Genomic DNA, 21,169 nt, shown 5'->3' on the forward strand with positions numbered 1-21,169 from the left:
CTACCATCCCCACACTCCCGTCACGCTCATCGCGGCAATAATCCCTAAACTGGTTGCTAAGGTCAGTAAGCTTGCCATCACAAAGCGAGCGATACCCATATTAATGTAACCTTTCAGCATATCAGAAACCGAGTTGATCAATGGAAAGCCCGGTACCAGCATTAATACTGAAGACGCCATCACGATGGTTGGTTTATTACCAAGCTGATAGATCACCGCTTGAGTAGAAATGAGTGATGTGACAAACGCTGTTGCTGCAAAATTAAGTAAAGGGTTAAATTGGCGATGACCAATCTCTTGGCGCACCATCATGCCGATGGCAGATGCGATAAAGGTCATTAGAAACACGATTCCATCACCACCAGCCAAACGACTAAACGCCGCGCATGACAGGCCGATCATCACCACCACTAACCATCGGTTATAACGCTCTGGCGTTATTCGTTCAAGTTTGTGCTGTGCCATCGAGTAATCGAGTAAGCCTCGCTCCATCAAAATACAAATACGCTGGATCTGGGTCACGACTCGCATGTTAATGCCTCGATCAGCACAGCGTCGAGCGGTGGTAATACAATGCTGATGATAAACGGTAGTCACCACTAATGAGCTCGCAGAGAGCGAGACTTCCACTTCATCCATGCCAGAAGCCAGCCCCATACGTCGCATAATATCGCCAACCAAAGTACTTTCTGCACCATGTGCGAGTAACATTTGACCCGCTTGAGCAATCAAACGTGAAATTGCTCGTTGTTTGGATGTCATGATTCCATTCCTAACTGCCTTGATTTATCTAAGGCCTAGTTTGCAACAAAATGTGTCGTGACGATATGATTTAGAATATAAAAAAAGCCGCAATCAAGATTGCGGCTCACTAACGTTAAACATCAAGTGGATCATTCACGGACATAAATAACATGACCGTCGTCTTCTTCATCATCCCAATCATCGTCGTCGTCATCTTCGTCAATGATCGGTTGATTGGCAATGGCATCTTTGTGGTAATCATTCCACATAAATTCCACTTTTTGCTCTTCAGAAATCTCTTCTTGCTGACGAGGTAAGGTTTCCATAAAGTCAGCTAACTTCATGCACAACTCTTTGGTACCCTGACGATTGATAGCAGAAATCTTAAAGTATTGATCTTCCCATCCCAGTGCGTCCAAAACGTTTTGAATCACTTCATTGGCTTCTTGCTCTGGCATGAGATCGGTTTTATTGAACACTAACCAACGTGGTTTTTGAGCCAATTTCTCACTGTATTGCTCAAGCTCATCAAGGATCGTTAATGCATTTTGAACAGGATCGCTTTGATCTGCAGGCATGATATCGATCATGTGCAGCAATACTCGACAACGCTCTAGATGTTTCAGGAATCGAATACCTAGCCCAGCACCTTCCGCAGCACCTTCAATCAACCCGGGAATATCAGCAACCACAAAACTCTTTTCAGGGACGACACTCACGACACCTAAACTTGGGATCAAGGTTGTAAAAGGATAATCAGCCACTTTAGGCTTTGCTGCCGATACGGCACGAATAAAGGTTGATTTCCCAGCATTAGGCAAGCCAAGCATACCGACATCAGCAAGCAGAAGTAGCTCTAAACGCACTTCTCTCACTTCACCTTTAGTACCCATACTTTTCTGACGCGGAGCACGGTTTACCGACGATTTAAAACGAGCATTGCCTAAACCGTGCCAACCACCTTTAGCAATCATCACCTTTTTGCCATGCTCAGCGACTTCAGCGATCACTTCATTAGTATGGATATCAACCGCACGTGTACCAACAGGAACGCGCAATACTTTGTCTTTACCACGCTTGCCAGTACAGTTCGCACCACGCCCATTTTCTCCGCGCTCAGCGTCGTAAAAACGCTGAAAACGGTAGTCAATCAGTGTATTTAGGTTTTCATCAGCCAGTATATAAACATCACCACCGTCACCGCCGTCACCACCATCTGGACCGCCTTTGGTAATGAATTTTTCACGCCAGAAACTGACCACGCCGTTGCCGCCGTCACCAGCCTGAACTTTTATTACCGCTTCATCAACGAATTTCATTTGTTACTCCGCACAATTTGCGCTGCAATACCATTGCTTATTAATAGTATCAATTTTAGCAGGAGACATTAATCAGCGTCTCATCTCTGCTTTAGAACACATAACGAGTCAACCCAAACAATAGGGATCACTAGTTATAAGCACTTTGCCGATAAATAAAAAACCCCACCAAACGGCAGGGTTTTTAAATTCAGCGAGAAACTAAACTTATTCAGCTTCGATGCTAACGAATTTACGGTTCTTAGGACCTTTCACTTCGAATTTCACTTTGCCATCAGACAGAGCAAAAAGAGTGTGGTCTTTACCGATACCAACGTTATTACCAGCGTGGAACTTAGTACCACGTTGACGAACGATGATGTTACCTGCTAATACAGCTTCACCACCGAAACGCTTAACACCAAGACGTTTACTTTCTGAATCGCGGCCGTTACGAGTAGAACCACCAGCTTTTTTGTGTGCCATTGTTAAACTCTCCTAATAACTTAAGCGTTGATACCAGTGATTTTCACTTCCGTGAACCACTGACGGTGACCCTGTTGCTTACGAGAGTGTTTACGACGACGGAACTTAACGATTTTGATTTTATCGCCACGACCGTGTTGTACCACTTCAGCAGTCACTTTACCGCCCTCAACTAGAGGAGCACCAACTTGAATTGCTTCACCATTAGCGATCAGAAGAACTTTATCAAATTCTACTGTTGCGCCAGTTTCAACGTCTAATTTCTCTAAGCGAAGAGTTTGACCTTCACTTACACGGTGTTGTTTACCACCAGATTGGAAAACAGCGTACATATTTTACTCCGCTCTTTCCGCACAGCCTATGCTAACATTTTTGAGCAAAAAGGGTGTGCGCTAAACTAATCATCAATAGGGCGCAAATTCTACGTGAATGGCGTCCCCATGACAAGCCATATTTAAAAAAAATTGGCGAAAAGCTAATCGCCAAACAAAAGTGCGGCAATCATGCCTTTAAGCCATGTATTAATCAATATTTTTTAGTGTATTATTCACTAACTCAAGCAGAACATAATGCCTTACAAGCTCTAACTTCAGCCGGATTTATGATGGATTTTAAAGCTATCCAAGCGCTTACTGCCGATGACATGGCAAAAGTGGATAAAACGATACTTGCTCAACTCAATTCTGACGTTTCCCTTATCAATCAACTGGGGTTTTATATCGTCAGTGGTGGCGGTAAACGCCTACGTCCATTACTGGCCATTTTGTCAGCCAAAGCCTTAGGTTATCAAGGTGAGGGGCACACCATGGCTGCTGCGTTTATTGAATTTATTCATACGGCAACTTTGCTACACGATGATGTGGTGGATGAATCCGATATGCGGCGAGGTAAAGCCACTGCCAATGCGACGTTTGGTAACGCCGCTAGCGTACTGGTGGGCGATTTTATCTACACCCGCTCTTTCCAAATGATGACCGAACTTGGTTCGATGAAAATTCTCAAGTTGATGAGCCATTCCGTCAACGTTATCGCTGAAGGTGAAGTGCTGCAATTAATGAACTGTAACGATCCCGATACTACGGAAGAGAGTTATATGCAGGTCATTTACTCAAAAACCGCACGATTATTCGAAGCCGCCACGCAAATTGGAGCGATGTTATGTGATGCCTCTCCCGAAGTTGAGCGGGCGATGCAAAACTACGGTAAATATTTAGGTACTGCCTTCCAATTGATTGACGATGTGATGGATTACACCGCTGATGGCAAAGAAATGGGCAAGAATGTCGGTGATGATCTCGCAGAAGGTAAACCCACGCTTCCTTTGCTGCATGCAATGCGCAATAGCCAAGGAGAACAATCGGCGATGATTCGTGAAGCGATTGAAAAAGCCAATGGGATGGAGAAATTAACGGCGATTTTAGCAACGATGCAGCAAGCAGGCTCATTAGAATACACCACCGCTAAAGCGCAACAAGAAGCCGATAAAGCGATTGCCGAATTGGCTATTCTACCCGAAAGTGACTACAAACAAGCATTGATCGCTTTGGCTCATATGGCGGTCAAACGCAGTAAGTAATAAGACTCGTAAGCGAGCTCAGTCTTATTACTTCATTCACTTGTCGCCCCGACTCAAGTAAGGCGACAAGTGAGTCTTTGCTGGTTATCTAAAACCACCCTTGCCAGATTAAACCAAAGGCAAACAAAGCACATAGGGTTAAAGTGCCAGCACCGAGTTTCTCTCGTCCCAGAAAAGGCTGCACTCCCTGCTCTCGTTTGGCTTTTATATAAAAAGCAATACCAGGCAGATACAACAGGCTTGAAAGCAATAAATAATGCAATCCAGAGGCATACAACAACCAAGCACCGTAAAGCGTTGCTCCACATCCTATCAGTAATATTTTGCCTTGTTTAGACTCACTAAGCGCCAACTTCAGTGTGTAAGCGCCGACCAAAAAGTACGGCACTAAGATCATTTCCGAAGCAAAAATCAGCAAGGTGTCGTAGGTACTACCAGCAAACATCACGACAATTAATGACACTTGGATACAAACGTTGGTTAACGTCAATGCACTCGCCGGGCTACCTGCCGCATTTTGTTTCGCCAACCGAGCGGGAAACATACCGTCTTTTGCCCCTAAAAATGGCGCTTCCGAAGCCAACACTGTCCAGCTTAAAAATGCGCCACAAACAGAGATAATTAAACCAATCGCAATAATATACTGCCCCCAAGGACCCAGTATCTCGGTTAGTACTCGCGCCATCGACGGATTCTGATAGCTGGCTAGCTCGACGGGAACAATCACGCCCATCGATAGCAATGTCACTAAGACATAAATGGCTAACGCGGTCAGTAAACCAAAGATTGTCGCCCGTCCAATATCACGTCGCACCCGAGCTCGGTTAGAGACCACCACCGCACCCTCGACCCCAATAAATACCCAAACGGTAATCAACATGGTGGCTTTGACTTGCGACCATAAATCGTGCTCAGCGCCAAAGTGGAGTCCCGTAAAGTCGACCGTAAACGTCTGCCATCGAAAAGCGACCATGGCACATAAAATAAACAGTACCAACGGGATCATTTTCGCACAGGTGGTCACCAAATTGATCAACGCTGCCGTTTGCACGCCACGTAAAACCAGCCAATGCACTAACCAAAGAAGTACCGAGGCACCCGCAATCGAAATCAACGTATTACCATCGCCAAAAATAACCCGATCAGGCGTATCAAACAGCATGCCGAAAGTACTAAAGACAATCACTAGATAGGAAACATTAGCGACCATCGCACTGAACCAGTATCCCCAGGCCGAACAAAATCCAGCGAAATCACCAAAGCCAGCACGGGCATAACCAAACACACCGCTATTAATCTCTGGTTTATGGATCGCTAATTGCTGAAATGATAAGGCAAGGAAGATCATACCAATCCCGGTAATACACCAGCCAATCATCACCGCCAAAGGACTCGCCACTGCTGCCATATTTTGCGGTAGGCTGAATACCCCAGCCCCGATCATAGAACCAATAACCAAGGCGGTTAAAGAGCCTAAACCTAATTTGTTATCCATGATTATTTCCAACCTTGCTTCTGGAAAACGCTATAGTAGTCAGAAATAGCATTCAATAGCAGACTCAACGTGATCCACTTCACTAACAAAGCCAACGTTTTTACACATTCATTGCCAACGATCAAATCTATGTCAGATTGCGCCATAAAATAGCCTTAGCTACCATAAAAAAGGCCAGATAATACTATTTTCCCAGAATTAATGAATAAAAATTTAATCTAATGCCACTTTTATGACTACTTTCATAGATAAAAAATTCAAACAATCAAAAACTTAATCATCATTTGAAACTGAGAAAAACACGTTCGAATAATATCGCTCTACAACACATCAACCGATGCAGTGCGGCTTACTATATCTAAACAATTTGGCGTTGCAGGTAATCGGCAAGTAAGCGAGTCCCCATGAGCCTAGACAGACTCTATGATTGAGGTGAACGACCTAGCCCCCTGCAAGCTTCAAGTAGGAAAGGGATAAAGGATGATGAATCGCAGAGAAGAGAACCTTAAGAATGGACGATCAATTCTTGATCTTTTAGGAAAGATAAGAAGGATGGTTGATACGGGTTTTAGATCATAAGATCATCGCAAAAAAAATGCCACGAAGTCGAAACCTGCGGCATTATTCTTAGTTTTCATGCTTTACCATAACGACTGCCAATACGCACGCTGGGTGAGCGAACGAAATAGCGAGTCAAATGATCTTACGTCTAACGATCGTTATTTAACGAACTCAACGCCGATCTCAATGTCTTTATTGAGCGTTTCTAACATACCGTCGAGCGCTGCTTTTTCAAAGTCACTCAATGGTCCGTAGCTCAGCACTTCCTCAACACCATTTTTACCCAGTTTAATCGGTTGAGCAAAGAAAGGAGCGTGTTCGCTACCACCTTCAACATAAGCGTATTCAATCACTGACTCGCCTTGTAGTGCTTTCACTAAAGAGAGGCCGAAACGGCAAGCAGCCTGTCCCATTGATAGTGTTGCCGAGCCACCACCCGCTTTGGCTTCCACAACTTCAGTGCCCGCGTTTTGAATGCGTTTAGTCAGCGCTGCAATTTCCTGCTCAGTAAACTCAACACCATCAACTTGTGACAGTAAAGGTAGAATCGTTACCCCAGAATGGCCACCAATCACAGGCACATGGACTTCGCTAGGATTTTTGCCTTTTAATTCCGCCACAAAAGTTTCAGAACGGATAACATCCAGTGTCGTGACACCAAATAGCTTACGCTTATCGTAAACACCTGCTTTTTTCAATACTTCAGCCGCAATAGGCACGGTTGTATTGACCGGGTTAGTGATGATCCCAATACAAGCGGTTGGACAAACGTTGGCGATTCGTTCAGCGAGTGATTTGACGATTCCAGCGTTAACATTAAAAAGATCCGCCCGATCCATTCCCGGCTTACGTGCCACACCTGCCGAAATCAGCACGACATCCGCGCCTTCTAATGCAGGCGTTGGATCTTCACCGCAATAACCTTTGATCGACACTGGCGTTGGAATATGACTCAAATCAGCAGCCACACCAGGCGTCACTGGAGCGATATCATACAAAGCAAGATCTGAACCAGCAGGAAGATGATTTTTTAATAACAGAGCTAGGGCTTGACCGATGCCGCCAGCGGCACCAATAACAGCGACTTTCATCGTAATTCTCCTTGAGAGTGAATCTTTTATATGTTTTGGTAGGGTATCTTTTTATCCGATATCAAAAAGCTATAGCAACTACATCTTGATTACAATCAATTAACCTCAGCTTTGCGACTTTGCGCAATTCCTCACTAAGACGCGACCGCTCGTTAGGCATTATGAGGGGATTTATCAGTTATGACAAAGCATTAGCCCCCCATTGATAAGCAAACGACTGAGCGTTACAGATAGGCGACAAGTGAGAGAATCCCCATGAGCATCGATAACGCTATGAGGGTAAGCGAGCGTAACCAATCCCACTGTAGCGACAAGTAAGAAGGATATAAACGTAAATACAGTATTTTTACAGTGACCATTTAGACAGTTTTCGACGATAATTTGCCTCTCTATCGTGAGCTATGTGACAATAGTCATTAATGGTTGAACAGCAAAAGAAAATCCACAATGCGCCCTACAGATAAACAAGATAACTTAGTTCGTGTTTTTAAAGCCCTATTGAAAGAAGAACGCTTTGGCTCACAAAGCGATATTGTTGATGCTTTAAAGAATGAAGGATTTGATAACATCAATCAGTCTAAAGTATCGCGTATGCTAACCAAGTTTGGTGCCGTTCGTACTCGTAATGCCAAAATGGAGATGGTGTATTGCTTACCCGCTGAGCTCGGAGTGCCAACGGTATCCAGCTCACTAAGAGAGCTTGTCCTCGATGTCGATCATAATAACGCTTTAGTCGTGATACACACCGGCCCAGGTGCAGCGCAGTTAATTGCTCGTTTACTCGACTCTCTTGGTAAATCAGAAGGTATTTTAGGTGTTGTCGCTGGCGATGATACTATTTTCATTACCCCAACCATGAATATTACGACTAAACAGCTATTTACTTCTGTCTGCGAGCTCTTTGAATACGCTGGTTAAAGCGCATTAATGACGGGTTACATTGTTAAACAAATGTGACCCATTTCACATCTCGCGTATCTTGCTATAGCCAACAAAAAAGACTTTAAATTAATACTTATCAAATAATTAGCCTCATTCAATAACATTACCTATCGCTCAATATCACAGTGCTACCGATGATAATTTTTTACAATTCTATAATTTATTGAGTATTTTTTGTTATTATCATTCGGCACTTTTTCTGTTTTTCAGCAGAACCAGCGCCAATTTCTAGAACCAAACGACTTGCCGAGGGCGCTAACCGCGCAATAACCTCAAGTCATCAGGGGAAAGGAATCATACCCCTCGACAACCGTACAAGCTCTTTGGGAATAATAAATAAAAGGAAGGGATATTCATGTTATTGAACAAGATCATTAAAGTGGGTGCTATCGCTGCGGCTGTCATGGGAGCGAGCGCGGTTCACGCTCAGGAATTTATTACTATTGGTACTGGAGCCGTAACTGGCGTTTACTATCCAACTGGCGGTGCGATTTGTCGCTTAGTGAATCGAGACCGTCAAGAGCACAATATTCGTTGCTCTGTGGAATCAACCGGTGGTTCGATTTACAACGTCAATACCATGCGTAATGGCGAGCTCGATTTTGCTATCGTTCAATCTGACTGGCAATACCACGGTTATAATGGCACCAGTCAGTTTTCTGAACTCGGCCCTTACAAAAAGCTACGCGCGATGTTCTCTTTGCATACTGAACCTTTTAACATCATCACTCGCGCAGACTCGGGCATTAATAATGTAAAAGATCTTGAAGGAAAACGCGTTAATATCGGAAACCCAGGTTCCGGTGACCGCGCCACCATGCAAGTGGTAATGGACGCCTTTGGCTGGACTAATAGCAGTTTCAGACTAGCCTCTGAACTAAGAGGCTCTGAGCGCTCACAAGCGTTATGTGATAATCGTATTGATGCCTTTATCTATATGGTCGGACACCCCAATGGAGCCATCCAAGAGGCGACGACTTCTTGTAACGCTAAATTGGTCTCAGCAACTGGACCTGAAGTGACGAAAATTGTAGCCGAACGTCCTTACTACGCTTACAGCACCATTCCTGCGGGCATGTATCGTGGGACCGATAACGAAGTGACGAGTTTTGGGGTTGCTGCCACACTAGTGACCAGTGCCGATGTCTCCGATGACGTTGCTTATAACGTTGCTAAAGCGGTGTTTGAAAACTTTGATACCTTTACTCGTCTTCATCCCGCCTTTGCAACCTTGAAAAAAGAAGACATGGTCAAAGCTGGCCTTTCGATTCCGCTCCACCCCGGTGCTGAAAAATATTACAAAGAAGTTGGTTTACTAAAATAAATCGCGATTCGTTGTAGGTAGTCGACCCATCCTCCAATCCCCATGCCCAGCACACGGCGCGTGGGGGTTGATTGGCGGTCTCTACTCAAAGTACTTTGTTTTATGGCTATCTATTTCCTCTCCTGACAACCATGGCTGACACAGTAAAGTGACTGAACATGAATGTTTTTAGGGGAAGGCATAGAATGATTATTTATTTGCACAGCACCCTCTTCTATTGAGCCTTCAGCGAACACCATACAGCCTAACGTTCAGCGTTATGTTGTGAATCTCCATGTACTTGAGAGTATCAATACCGTTCACTGACTATCGACTAAGCAATAGAAAAGGGATAACCATCAATATTAAGGATAACGTACATGACGCAGGCAACAACTCCGTCGCAGGATGTGCAAGAGATGGTTGCACAGGCAGATACTGGCGCAAGAAATCCACAGGGTTTCTCTGGGCGCATTTTGTGGTTTGTACCACTGTGCTGGTCTCTTTTCCAACTTTGGTATGCTTCACCCCTGCCATTTATTTTTAACTTTGCGATTTTAAATGATACCGAAGCTCGCGCTATCCATTTAAGCTTTGCGGTTTTTCTCGCTTTTACCGCTTATCCCGCGTTAAAAAATTCTCCCCGTGACCGCATTCCAGCCGTGGATTGGGTCTTAGCTCTGGCGGGCAGCTTCTCGGCTGCTTATATCTATCTTTTTTATACTTCTTTATCCGGTCGCTCCGGTGCACCCACCGATACTGACATCATTGTTGCTGGTATGGGTATGCTGCTGCTCCTGGAAGCTACACGTCGTGCATTAGGTCCGCCGTTAATGTGTGTGGCAGGGCTGTTTTTGCTCTACACCTTTGCTGGGCCACATATGCCCGACGTCATCGCACACAAAGGGGCAAGCTTTAATAAGGCCATGTCCCATCTCTGGCTGACTACTGAAGGCGTATTTGGTATCGCTTTAGGGGTTTCGACTTCTTTTGTGTTCTTATTCGTGCTCTTTGGTGCGATGCTAGAACGGGCCGGTGCTGGTGCTTATTTTATCAAAGTGGCGTTTTCTTTACTCGGTCACATGCGTGGCGGACCGGCAAAAGCAGCCGTTGTCGCCTCAGGACTGTCCGGTTTAGTCTCAGGGTCGTCGATAGCTAATGTGGTCACAACCGGGACCTTTACTATTCCGCTCATGAAGCGAGTGGGTTTTTCTGGTACGAAAGCTGGAGCCATCGAAGTCGCCGCTTCAACCAATGGTCAGCTTACGCCACCAATCATGGGCGCTGCGGCCTTTTTGATGGTCGAATACGTGGGTATCTCTTATGTCGAGGTGATCCGAGCAGCCCTACTACCTGCGCTTATCTCATACATTGCGCTTATCTATATTGTCCACCTAGAAGCTTGTAAAGCAGGGATGACTGGCCTACCTCGCCGTCGCCCTTCAACGTTACTCAACAGTTTGCTCTCTTTCACTGGCACCATTTTAGGGTTATGCGTAGTGAGTGCAGTGGTCTATTACGGGGTCGGTTGGACAAAAGATGTGTTTGGCGCGGCAGCGACACCGATCGTCACGCTGGCACTGTTAATCTGTTATTTTTTGCTGTTGAAAATCTCCGCTCAATACACTCACGAGCGTGAATTTAGTTTGGATGAAAACATTCAGGAAATCCCCGACGTTGGCCCAACAGTCAAATCTGGACTGCATTACTTACTGCCGATCGTGGTCTTAGTCTGGTGTTTGACCGTTGAGCGTTTCTCCCCCGGATTGTCGGCTTTCTGGGCCAGTGTGTTTATGATTTTTATTCTCTTAACGCAAAGACCGATCATTGCTTGGTTTAATCGCACTAACGATGCCGCTCAACAAGCCAAAGCTGGCGTTACAGACTTACTCGAAAGTTTAGTGTCTGGTGCACGCAATATGATAGGGATTGGTGTCGCAACCGCCGCTGCTGGCACCGTGGTTGGTGTAGTCACCTTAACGGGCATTGGCTTAGTGATGACCGACTTTGTCGAGTTTATCTCTGGCGGTAACATTATGCTGATGTTGCTGTTCACCGCTGTGATTAGCTTACTTTTAGGTATGGGATTACCGACAACTGCCAACTACATTGTAGTATCGACGTTGATGGCTCCGGTGATCGTCACCTTAGGCGCACAGAGTGGATTGATCATCCCATTAATTGCCGTACACCTGTTTGTATTTTATTTCGGCATTTTAGCCGATGATACGCCCCCTGTCGGCCTAGCTGCTTTTGCTGCTGCCGCAATAGCGAAATCGGACCCCATTCGTACCGGTATTCAAGGCTTCACCTACGACATACGAACCGCTATTTTGCCATTTATGTTTATCTTTAATACCCAGTTATTATTGATGGGCATTGAATCATGGTGGCACTTAGCCTTAACCGTCGGCTCCTCGATCATCGCCATGCTGTTATTTTCAGCCGCGACTCAAGGCTGGTGGTTTACCAAAGCAAAATGGTGGGAAGTCCTGTTGCTGTTGCTGCTGACCTTTAGCTTTTTACGACCTGGATTTTGGTGGGACAAAATTTATCCGGCTAAGTATCAATACCCAGGTACGGACTTAGCCTATATCGTCGATAAAGCGCCGGTGGGTCAACCGATTGTGATGATCGTCGCCGGAGAAACCTTAATGGGCGACTATGTGTCGAAAACCGTGCAACTGCCATTTGATGATCGAGCGCTAACGGCCGAAGAACGGATTCGTTCGATGGGGCTTACCGTTAATAAGATCAATAATCGAATGCTGATCGACGCTGTTGAGTTTCGTAGTCCAGCTGAAGCGGCAGGGATCGATTTTGATTGGGAGGTCCGTACGGTCGTCGTGGATAGCGATCGTCCAATGAAAGAATGGGTCTTTGTCCCTGCACTGTTGCTGACCTTACTGCTTGGCTGGAATCAAAGACGCCGCGCCCTCAAGAAAACGGCGATACAACCTTAACCTATTGTGACTTTGCTTTCCCCTGTCTATCGAATCTGCGGGGGAAAGCCATACAGAGATAAAAAACCATGTATAAACATATCTTAGTCCCCGTCGATTTAAATGAACAAGGCTTTGCTGATAAAGCCGCACAAAGTGCGGTATGGCAAGCAAGACACAGTGGTGCTCAACTGCATCTTTTAACCGTACTACCGGGTATTCACATGTCGATGGTCGCAACTTATTTCCCGCGTGACGCTGCCAATAAAATGAAGCAAGACGTTGGGCAACGTTTACAAGCATTTGCTCAGCAGTATCTGCCAGAGGACATTCACTATCAGTTGCATGTCGCTGAAGGAAAGCCCTACACGACCATTCTGGAGTATGCCGCCAAGCTCAAGGCAGAGTTAATTATTATGCCCAGCCATAAGCGCTCACGAATGGACAAAGTGATGCTCGGTTCGGTAGCCAGCAAGGTCGTCGAGAACGCCCCCATCCCCGTTTTAGTCATCAAACCGCAAGGTTAATTAGCAAACGGAAGGTTCATCGATTTTACCGATGAGATTAATTGTTCGATTCTCCTTTTCTTTTTGAGAATAATTATCAATAATGTTTACATCAAAAAGAAATAGGTGGGACCGGATCATGAAAAAAACACTCAGCTTCGCTGCTATTCACTTTACCATCGCTTTTACTATCGCTTATCTACTGACAGGCGATATCATTCTCGGTAGTTTAATCGCTATGCTGGAACCGATGGTCAATACTGTCGCTTTTTATTTCCATGAACGGGTATGGACTCAGCATCCAGCACTGCAACGTTACGCGGGCAAGACTCGGATAAAAACCGCCAGCTTCGCCGTCATCCACTTTAGCGTTGCTTTTGGTATTGCTTATTTACTCACTGGAAGTTGGTTAATTGGCGGCATCATGGCGATGATTGAACCCAGCTTTAATACCTGTGCTTACTACTTTCATGAAAAAGTATGGCAAAGCTTGCATCCGCAGAAAAAAAGCACCGACAAACACTTTGGCTGTGCACACTAGGTAACATGAGCCAAAATGATCGGAGCCACCCGCCGCGTTATAACGGAAAATGAGTGACACATAAAGTGTCACTCAATGCCAGTTTAACCGAGGCTTGTTGTCCGTCTAACTCAACATCAATCGTATAAAGATCTTCAGGATTCGGTTTTTCTGCGTCGTAATAGCGAGGCGCATCGACTTGGAAAATAGCCGTTACATGATCACTGCGTACATCTATCGGTAAATGGTAAGTCATACCATCAAAACGAACTGCCGCCGACACTAAACCCGTTGCGTAGGTAGTGAAGTAAAGATTCACTAACAGCTCACAGCCACCACCATGATGCCAGATTTGCTCTGTCGTTAGATGCTCAAGACGTAAGTGAGAAATAGCCTGTAAATAAGGCGCTCGCCAAATACCTATCCTCGAGTCGTATGCGACTCGCTTTTCTTCACCAAGCGGACAAATTGGCTCTTCAATCAACCAATCGTCTTCCTGATTTAAGAATAAAATTTCAAACCGATTTCGACCTAACTTAAGCAGCGAGCGGATCTCTTTTTTATAGCGATGTTGCGTCCCATCACAATCAAAAATAGCGGCACCATTAAGACGCACTTCGGCTGGATAATCGATGCCTTCTATCACGACATCAATAGCAGCAAACGCTAAGAGATGGTCATCGACTTCAATATCATGCATTAAATGCCATTCTTGCTGCGCGAGATCATGCTCGGCCAATTCACTTGGCAAGGCGCAACTGAATGGATTGGGAAAATAAAGATCAACTTGAGGAATGGATACGTCTGTCAGAGGCGAAAGCTGCCATGGACCAGAGAGAGAAAGCTGCATTGTCATTGATTATCTTGAGCAAATTTATCTCATATATACCTGAGCGGGATCAAAAATACCAGCCGGCTGACTGGTATTTACTGTGACAAATTAATTGCTCACTGTGGCCGCGTTAATCGATAACGGCAACCACTGAAGGTTAGGCTTGCTCTTCGTCTTCGTCATCTTCTTCTGGATAAAGGGCATCATCACCTTCGTAATACGTGCCCCACCCGTCGTAGATAACATCAAACTTTTCAGCTAACTCGACCAATTTTGCGACTTGCTGATCGATCGCTTGCGGGTCCAAAACCGATTGCATCGTCGCATCAAAACAGAACAGTTTATGACCATCTTCATCTTCAGTCTCTTCCGCTTCCAATACTTCAAAACCCAGTTTGAAAGCTTCAACGGCCGCTTTCTCTAAAATTTCAAAATCTTCAGCAAACAAGTGATGCTCGATATCGTACAAGGCTTCTGGATCACTGCCGTCGTCGAGTAGTGCTTGGATAATATCGCGAGTCTCTTCTTTTTGCATTTCGATAAAGGCTTCAACAGAGAGATATTCATCTTCATGAGACATAATGGTGACTCCAGAGTTTATAAACAGGCTCAAAAATTAGCGCGAAATATCGCACGGATCGTCAATAATTACTACCGAGAAAAGCCGCTTTACACTAACTTCTCGTGTAAGCGGCCGATTTTATTCCGTCAATTATTCTGTCCCACCCACAGTTAACGCATCCAACTTCAACGTTGGTTGGCCAACACCGACCGGAACACTTTGTCCCGCTTTACCACAGACACCAACACCGCGATCAATGCTCAGATCATTACCGACCATTGAGACTTGCTGCATCGCTTCAATGCCAGAGCCAATTAATGTCGCTCCCTTGATAGGGCGTGTCACTTTACCATTTTCAATCAAATACGCCTCTGAGGCCGAGAAAACAAATTTTCCAGAAGTAATATCCACTTGACCACCCCCAAAATTAGGCGCGTAAATCCCTTTCTTAACACTGGCAATGATCTCTTCTGGAGTATGCTCGCCGGGTAACATATAGGTATTGGTCATGCGAGGCATCGGCAAATGAGCATAGGATTCACGACGACCATTTCCCGTTGGGGCAACGCCCATTAAATGCGCATTGTGCTTATCTTGCATGTAACCTTTAAGCACACCTTTTTCAATCAGCACATTGTATTGACCGTGGACCCCTTCATCATCGACATTCAATGAACCACGTAAATCCTTTAACGTTCCATCATCGACAATCGTGCACAGCTTAGAGGTCACTTGCTGACCGATTTTTCCAGAGAAAACCGAAGACCCTTTACGATTGAAATCACCTTCCAAGCCATGCCCTACCGCTTCATGCAATAAGACACCAGGCCATCCAGAACCCAATACTACTGGCATGGTACCAGCAGGAGCCGCCACCGCTTCTAAATTCACCAACGCTTGGCGAATCGCTTCATCGGCGTAGGCAAAAGCAATTTTTTGGCCATTTTCTTCATTTAAAAAGTAATCATAATTAAATCGGCCGCCGCCTCCTGCGCTGCCGCGCTCACGACGATCGCCTTTTTTAGCCAACACGGAGATCGATAAACGCACCAACGGACGAATATCACCAGCATAAGTCCCATCGGTTGCCGCAACCAGCATCTGTTCATGAACCCCACTCAGGCTCACCGAGACTTCTTGAATCAAAGGCTCTTTGGTTCGAATATAAGCATCGAGCTGTTGTAGTAGCTCAGTTTTTTTCTGTTTTTGCCAATTCTCTAATGGGTTATCCGCCGCATAATATGCTTGGTTATCACTGCGTCGAAACGCCTGAACCTGACCATTTTTGGCTTGAGTCGCAATGCCTCGTGCGGCAATCGCACTTTGCTTTAATCCATCAAGCTGAATTTGATCCGAGTAAGCAAAACCGGTTTTTTCACCGCTGATCGCCCGTACACCAACCCCACAGTCGATATTAAATGAACCATCTTTAATAATGCTATCTTCTAAAACCAGCGATTCATGCCAACTCGATTGAAAATAGAGATCAGCATAATCAATATCGCGAGTCATGATACTGGCTAGCGTGTCAGCAATATCCTGTTCAGTCAGGCCGGTTGGGGCGAGTAACGCTTGTTCAATACGGGTAATACTCATAGCGGATTCTTTTTCTCTATAAATTGATGATGAAAACGTGTGTGCTCAAGCACGGGCATGTTTTGACGAATAGTTTGCAGCGAGCGTAAATCAATATCGACCAAGAGATTATCGGCTTCAGGACCGAGAGCGGCAGTGATCTCTCCCCAAGGGTTGATCACCATCGAATGTCCCCAAGTCTGCCTTCCCCCTGAGTGCTGCCCTGTTTGTCCAACGGCGACGACCCAACACTGGGTTTCAATCGCTCTCGCCCGTAATAACAACTCCCAGTGGGCTTGACCAGTGACAGCGGTAAACGCAGCAGGGACCAGTAAAATTTGTGCACCTTTTCGGCGTAGCTCACTGTATAAGGTAGCAAAACGCAGATCATAACAAATCGATAAGCCTAAATTAGCCAATCCCGTGTTCGCTACCACTACGCGCTGCCCCGCACAGAATAACGACGATTCACGATAACAGCGATGCTGATCAGCGACATCAACATCGAACAAGTGTAGCTTATCATAGTCTGCTAGCCATTCGCCCTGAGGTCCGAATAAAATCGAGGTGCTGGTGATCCCCGTTGTACGCCGAATGGGTAAGCTCCCCAGCAGTAAATAAACCTGATGCTGTTTAGCCAATAGAGCGAACCGCTGCTGAATAGGTCCTACATTCAATGGCTCTGCATTTTGCTGGTATTGCATATGGCTAGCAAATAGGGTCGCGTTTTCTGGCGTGACTATCAATTGTGCGTCTTGGCTCGCCAGCTGGGCGACCTGCTGTTCAATGTAGCTTAGGTTATCATTTACGACGTCACTTGACGTCATTTGCACCAATCCTATTCGCAGCATGATTCTCTCCTTGGCTTATTTTTTTAGCCGCTCAGGCAACTTAAATTCCCCTTTACGACGTGATATTTCACGTACATTCGGCGAGTTCAAAGGCCCTTTAACCTCATAATTAACTTGAGTAAACACCTCAACGACCGGTGAAATAACCGTAGTGATCGCTAACACATATAAGGCGGTAACTGGAGTAACGGCAAACGCCGTCATCACAGGGATCCCAGAGGTAAGATCAGGAACAAAGTTCACTTGTGCATCCACCATCTGGGTATTGAGATCCGCCATACCGCGGATAGTCATCTCACCAGCAATCGCATCCATTTTAATATTATTGGTCACAAAAATACCTTGCTCGATATCTCCACTACCCGTTATACGGCTGAACGCCATCCCTTTGTCAAAAATATCGCTAAAATCGAGCTGCATTTTACGAATGATAGAGTCGAGACTGAATAATCCAAGCAGATTCGCCGCCCCACTGACATTAGAAATAACCCCTTTACCTAATTCCGTTTCTACCGAACCCCGTAAGGTATTAATCCGCATCGACCATGGCGCACCGTCCCATTCGCTATGACTTTTCAGCGAAAAGGGGGCTCGTTGTATCCCTGAGGTGATCCCAAAACGCTCCATAAGATCACTGTTATTCTCGCCTTGCATATCGATATTCATCAGGGTATGACTGTGATCTTCGGTTAGTGTCCACTCACCACTAATATTGATTTGATTGGTACCGCTGACAATATCAATTTTTTTCCAAGCTAAAGTATCGCCCTGACGCTGAAAGTCCATACTCAGCTTACCGACGCTGTATCCTTGTAGCCAAAAATCATCAATCACGAGAGTGAGATTCGGCATTAACTGATGAAAACGGCGATCAAACTCGGAGATCAGTGGCGCATCTTGCTTTTCCCTATCAATCAACAGACTGTGACCTTGATGTTGATCAAGCTGTGGAAGATAGAGGTGGAGACGTTGTAAAGCCACCGTCAGATCATAAGGTTGAATATAACTGGCTTGGCCTTGCACCTCTTGGCTATTGACCGTTACTGACCATCCAAGATTTTTTTGGCGTGCACTGAAGGCAACATCATGCCACTCTAAACCAGCGAAAGTGAGCTCTTGGACATCAACGTCGACTCGCTCAGGAATCGGCAGACTTGGTGTTTGCAACTCAGCTAACACACTAACCGCTTGGCTATCCGGTTGCTGATCAAGAATATCCAGCCATTGATCAAGATTAAATCTCTCACTGCGAATCTGAACATCATGCCCGGCGACAGGGCTCATTTTAAAACTGCCTTGCCCCAGCAACAAATAGCTTGCCGTTAAGTGTGGCACTGGCTGAGTAATATCAATCTCAGTTTGGTACTTCGCATCAGGCAGTTGTAAACGAGCGGACACCGTTTGCTGGTTACCTGAGGCTTGCAAACGTGCTGTGCCTTGACGGTTGGCAGGTTTACCCAAAGGATATGGATAGTCACTCGCGATAGACCGTAAATTAGCCTGTGCATCGATTTGATAAGTAAAGCCAACATCATTGAGCTGAATATTGACCCCCATTTGCCAAGGCGCATGACCAGTGACCGGCGCTATCCAGTGCTCACCGACATAAGGCGCTAGCGGCAAGATATCCCAGTCACCGACTAAATCGATTCCGACATGATAACCTTGCGCGGCACTCTCACCTTTAAAATCAAAGGAAATCGGTTGTGTGAGCAGCTCGCCGGTTAGCCCTGCGGCCGAGACCTGATCATTATCAAAATGAATTCGTCCCGATACACCATTTAACGTCATTGGTGGCGTGTTGATCTCAACCTGATTATTCATCAAATCGGCCCACCCCCACGCTCGAACATCATGACCATGCGCAAAAGGAATCGCTAATTGGAACTGAGAATTGACCAGCCCACGTACGTCAATCGCGGTTAATGCAGCGCCAACGGAATCGACTAATGGGCTTGCGGTCATATAATCTCGCACTGCATTACCTTGAGCTTTCACTGTGGCACTGAGTTCTAACCAACCATCTTCAGACAAGTGAGCAATTTGTCCAACAATCCGCTCCGCCTCGACATCCATTAATGTCGCTGACCAAGAATCAAGGTACATGGATTCATTTTCAAACAGTAGATCAAGCTGTAGATCGGTGATCGCTGGCCAGGCGGTATCAAAGCTGAATTTCGCGTTTTTTAAACCGACCCAAGCTTGGAAAATACCGTTGTTATCCTGATAAGGAAACGCGGCTAGTTCGCCATACCAAAGTAATTTAGCGGTATCAACGTTACCGCCCTGAATCGATGTCGATAAGTAATCGGTAAGAGACTGACCCAGTGCTCTCGTAGGTAAATAACGCCACGTTTCGCCCGCATTGTAGAGATCGGCTTCGGCATAAAAAGATAAGAAGGGCTCTCCTTGCGCCGGAAAATCAAGCCGAAATGCACCTAATACTTGAAGATCATCGGTCGCAGCGCTTACCTTATCGGCCCATAAACGCCAACCGTTTTCATCACGCTGCCACACCAGATCAACCGCGCCTTGACGCAGAGACAGCGGCGCTTGAAACACATCACCATAAGGCAGAGTTTCATCAGTCAAGCTCGCATGTATCACGGCGCTCTCTGCCGTCCCTCGGATAGTGGCTTGCAGATGCTCGATCCCGGGCAACAAATCCCACTGCTTAATCCCGCCTTGATTCACTCGAACAGAATACTGGATATCATCGTCTTGATTCACTGACAGTCGCACATCATCCAACAAACCATGGGGTTCTAAATGTGCAAGCCAGCTTTGCGCTGTTTGTGAATTTGGTATCAGTCTGACTAATGGCGTTAAGGTGGGTAGTGCCAGTTGAGAAACATTCAACCGCCAACCTTGTGGCTGCCAATCTAAAGCGAAATCCAATTCCGGCCATGGATTATCATCGGTTCGCAATTTGAGTGAGTGAGCGCTAACTTGCCAACCATTTTCTGTTGGAAAGAGTTGAACAATCCCCGACTCTAGCAGTAACTCATGCCGTTCCGTATCATGCCACGCGAGCTCTGATGGTTTGAGTTCAACATAACCATCAATAGGCTGATTATGCTGCAACGTGACCCAAGCATTAAAACTGATCAAACCACGCTCAATTCCCGTGGCATCAGCCAAATAACGCGTTAACCACGGACGAACTCGCAGTTTATCGGCGCTGATATAAAATTGCCCAGAAACATCGCGTAATGAACCATGATCTTTAAAGTGAGCACTAACTTTTAATGAGTTAATTTCGCTATCGGCTAAACTGATGATCCCTTCCGCGATGTGTTGACGCCCACGATTCTTCCAATGCAGTTTTTCGACATCTAATTGACGAAAGTCGCCCGCCATCGTTTGATAAAGAATGGTCGAATCTTGAATAGAAAAATCATCGAGCTGACGTAAGAATAAATCGTCTAAACGCTGTAAAATTCGCCCTTGATCGCCCGTTTGGTTTGATGGCTCATCCGATGCTTGGTTGATTGCCAACCAATCAACAGAACGAACATCGAGATTTAATTGATGAATAACGAGATTGGCCACCACAGGCGATCGCTGTCTGAAGCTTTCTAATAAATCAAACTCGACATCAATCCGTGCGGTTTCAAGTTGTATTTGACTGCCATCAGGCAGGTTCGCCTGAACCCCTTGCAGAGCAAGCGAAGGATGGGTATTACGCCAAAAGCCACGCACATCGGCAATGGTAATTTGAATTTGGGTTTGTTCACCAACCCACTGTTGAATCTCGTCTTTAAAACGATTCATTTCTGGTAAGACGATACGTAAAGTGGTGATGACCAAGGCCAGCACCACCAACAGACTTACCAGTAACCACAACACTATCCGCCTAAGGCGAGTTAATATCGAAAGCACTCA

Annotated in this window: 17 protein-coding genes; 6 read left to right on the forward strand and 11 right to left on the reverse strand. The window is 45.7% G+C overall.

The window, feature by feature from the left end; translation table 11 throughout:
* From FKQ60_RS12405 to rplU, 4 genes are all read right to left on the reverse strand, one after another.
* A complete protein-coding gene (locus tag FKQ60_RS12405) occupies positions 1 to 762 on the reverse strand; it encodes a threonine/serine exporter ThrE family protein (protein ID WP_004396077.1) in 762 nt (253 codons plus the stop codon).
* A 131-nt stretch (positions 763 to 893) separates the two neighbouring features.
* Positions 894 to 2,063, reverse strand: coding sequence for an Obg family GTPase CgtA (gene cgtA / locus FKQ60_RS12410; RefSeq protein ID WP_004396078.1), 1,170 nt, complete (start codon positions 2,061 to 2,063; stop codon positions 894 to 896).
* Between the two features lie 207 nt (positions 2,064 to 2,270).
* A complete protein-coding gene (gene rpmA, locus FKQ60_RS12415; RefSeq protein ID WP_004396079.1) occupies positions 2,271 to 2,528 on the reverse strand; it encodes a 50S ribosomal protein L27 in 258 nt (85 codons plus the stop codon).
* Positions 2,529 to 2,548: 20 nt separating this feature from the next.
* On the reverse strand, positions 2,549 to 2,860 hold the full coding sequence (gene rplU, locus FKQ60_RS12420; RefSeq protein WP_004396080.1) for a 50S ribosomal protein L21: 312 nt from the start codon (positions 2,858 to 2,860) through the stop codon (positions 2,549 to 2,551).
* Positions 2,861 to 3,132: 272 nt separating this feature from the next.
* Between rplU and ispB the strand changes: the two genes are divergently transcribed.
* Positions 3,133 to 4,104: an octaprenyl diphosphate synthase gene (ispB, locus tag FKQ60_RS12425; RefSeq protein WP_154170703.1), complete on the forward strand. Its 972-nt coding sequence runs from the start codon at positions 3,133 to 3,135 to the stop codon at positions 4,102 to 4,104.
* A gap of 88 nt (positions 4,105 to 4,192) precedes the next feature.
* On the opposite strand, the gene FKQ60_RS12430 is transcribed toward ispB, so the two are convergent.
* Entirely contained in the window at positions 4,193 to 5,599 is a 1,407-nt protein-coding gene (locus FKQ60_RS12430) for a basic amino acid/polyamine antiporter (protein ID WP_158137773.1), read from the reverse strand.
* A 719-nt stretch (positions 5,600 to 6,318) separates the two neighbouring features.
* Complete coding sequence (mdh, locus tag FKQ60_RS12435) at positions 6,319 to 7,251, reverse strand: malate dehydrogenase (protein WP_004396084.1); 933 nt, start codon at positions 7,249 to 7,251, stop codon at positions 6,319 to 6,321.
* A gap of 447 nt (positions 7,252 to 7,698) precedes the next feature.
* Between mdh and argR the strand changes: the two genes are divergently transcribed.
* From argR to FKQ60_RS12460, 5 genes are all read left to right on the forward strand, one after another.
* Positions 7,699 to 8,169, forward strand: coding sequence for a transcriptional regulator ArgR (argR, locus tag FKQ60_RS12440; protein WP_004396085.1), 471 nt, complete (start codon positions 7,699 to 7,701; stop codon positions 8,167 to 8,169).
* Between the two features lie 379 nt (positions 8,170 to 8,548).
* Positions 8,549 to 9,517, forward strand: a complete 969-nt coding sequence (locus FKQ60_RS12445; protein WP_154169260.1) for a TAXI family TRAP transporter solute-binding subunit — start codon at positions 8,549 to 8,551, stop codon at positions 9,515 to 9,517.
* Between the two features lie 359 nt (positions 9,518 to 9,876).
* On the forward strand, positions 9,877 to 12,459 hold the full coding sequence (locus FKQ60_RS12450) for a TRAP transporter permease (RefSeq protein ID WP_170906575.1): 2,583 nt from the start codon (positions 9,877 to 9,879) through the stop codon (positions 12,457 to 12,459).
* A 68-nt stretch (positions 12,460 to 12,527) separates the two neighbouring features.
* Entirely contained in the window at positions 12,528 to 12,965 is a 438-nt protein-coding gene (locus FKQ60_RS12455; RefSeq protein WP_040904710.1) for a universal stress protein, read from the forward strand.
* Positions 12,966 to 13,083: 118 nt separating this feature from the next.
* Positions 13,084 to 13,485, forward strand: coding sequence for a DUF2061 domain-containing protein (locus tag FKQ60_RS12460; RefSeq protein ID WP_154169264.1), 402 nt, complete (start codon positions 13,084 to 13,086; stop codon positions 13,483 to 13,485).
* Positions 13,486 to 13,522: 37 nt separating this feature from the next.
* Here the strand turns inward: FKQ60_RS12460 and FKQ60_RS12465 are convergent, their stop codons facing one another.
* The 5 genes from FKQ60_RS12465 to FKQ60_RS12485 form a co-directional block, all read right to left on the reverse strand.
* Complete coding sequence (locus FKQ60_RS12465; RefSeq protein WP_170906593.1) at positions 13,523 to 14,314, reverse strand: hypothetical protein; 792 nt, start codon at positions 14,312 to 14,314, stop codon at positions 13,523 to 13,525.
* 139 nt (positions 14,315 to 14,453) lie between these two features.
* Complete coding sequence (rraB, locus tag FKQ60_RS12470) at positions 14,454 to 14,876, reverse strand: ribonuclease E inhibitor RraB (RefSeq protein ID WP_170906576.1); 423 nt, start codon at positions 14,874 to 14,876, stop codon at positions 14,454 to 14,456.
* A 132-nt stretch (positions 14,877 to 15,008) separates the two neighbouring features.
* Positions 15,009 to 16,454, reverse strand: a complete 1,446-nt coding sequence (gene tldD / locus FKQ60_RS12475; protein WP_154169266.1) for a metalloprotease TldD — start codon at positions 16,452 to 16,454, stop codon at positions 15,009 to 15,011.
* Positions 16,451 to 17,284, reverse strand: a complete 834-nt coding sequence (locus tag FKQ60_RS12480) for a carbon-nitrogen hydrolase family protein (RefSeq protein ID WP_170906577.1) — start codon at positions 17,282 to 17,284, stop codon at positions 16,451 to 16,453. The genes tldD and FKQ60_RS12480 overlap by 4 nt, the downstream gene beginning before the upstream one ends.
* Before the next feature lie 15 nt (positions 17,285 to 17,299).
* Positions 17,300 to 21,166: a YhdP family protein gene (locus FKQ60_RS12485; RefSeq protein WP_170906578.1), complete on the reverse strand. Its 3,867-nt coding sequence runs from the start codon at positions 21,164 to 21,166 to the stop codon at positions 17,300 to 17,302.
* Positions 21,167 to 21,169: the final 3 nt, after the last annotated feature.

This window comes from Vibrio sp. A11 (genome assembly GCF_013048705.1).
Classification (GTDB): Bacteria; Pseudomonadota; Gammaproteobacteria; order Enterobacterales; family Vibrionaceae; genus Vibrio; species Vibrio metschnikovii.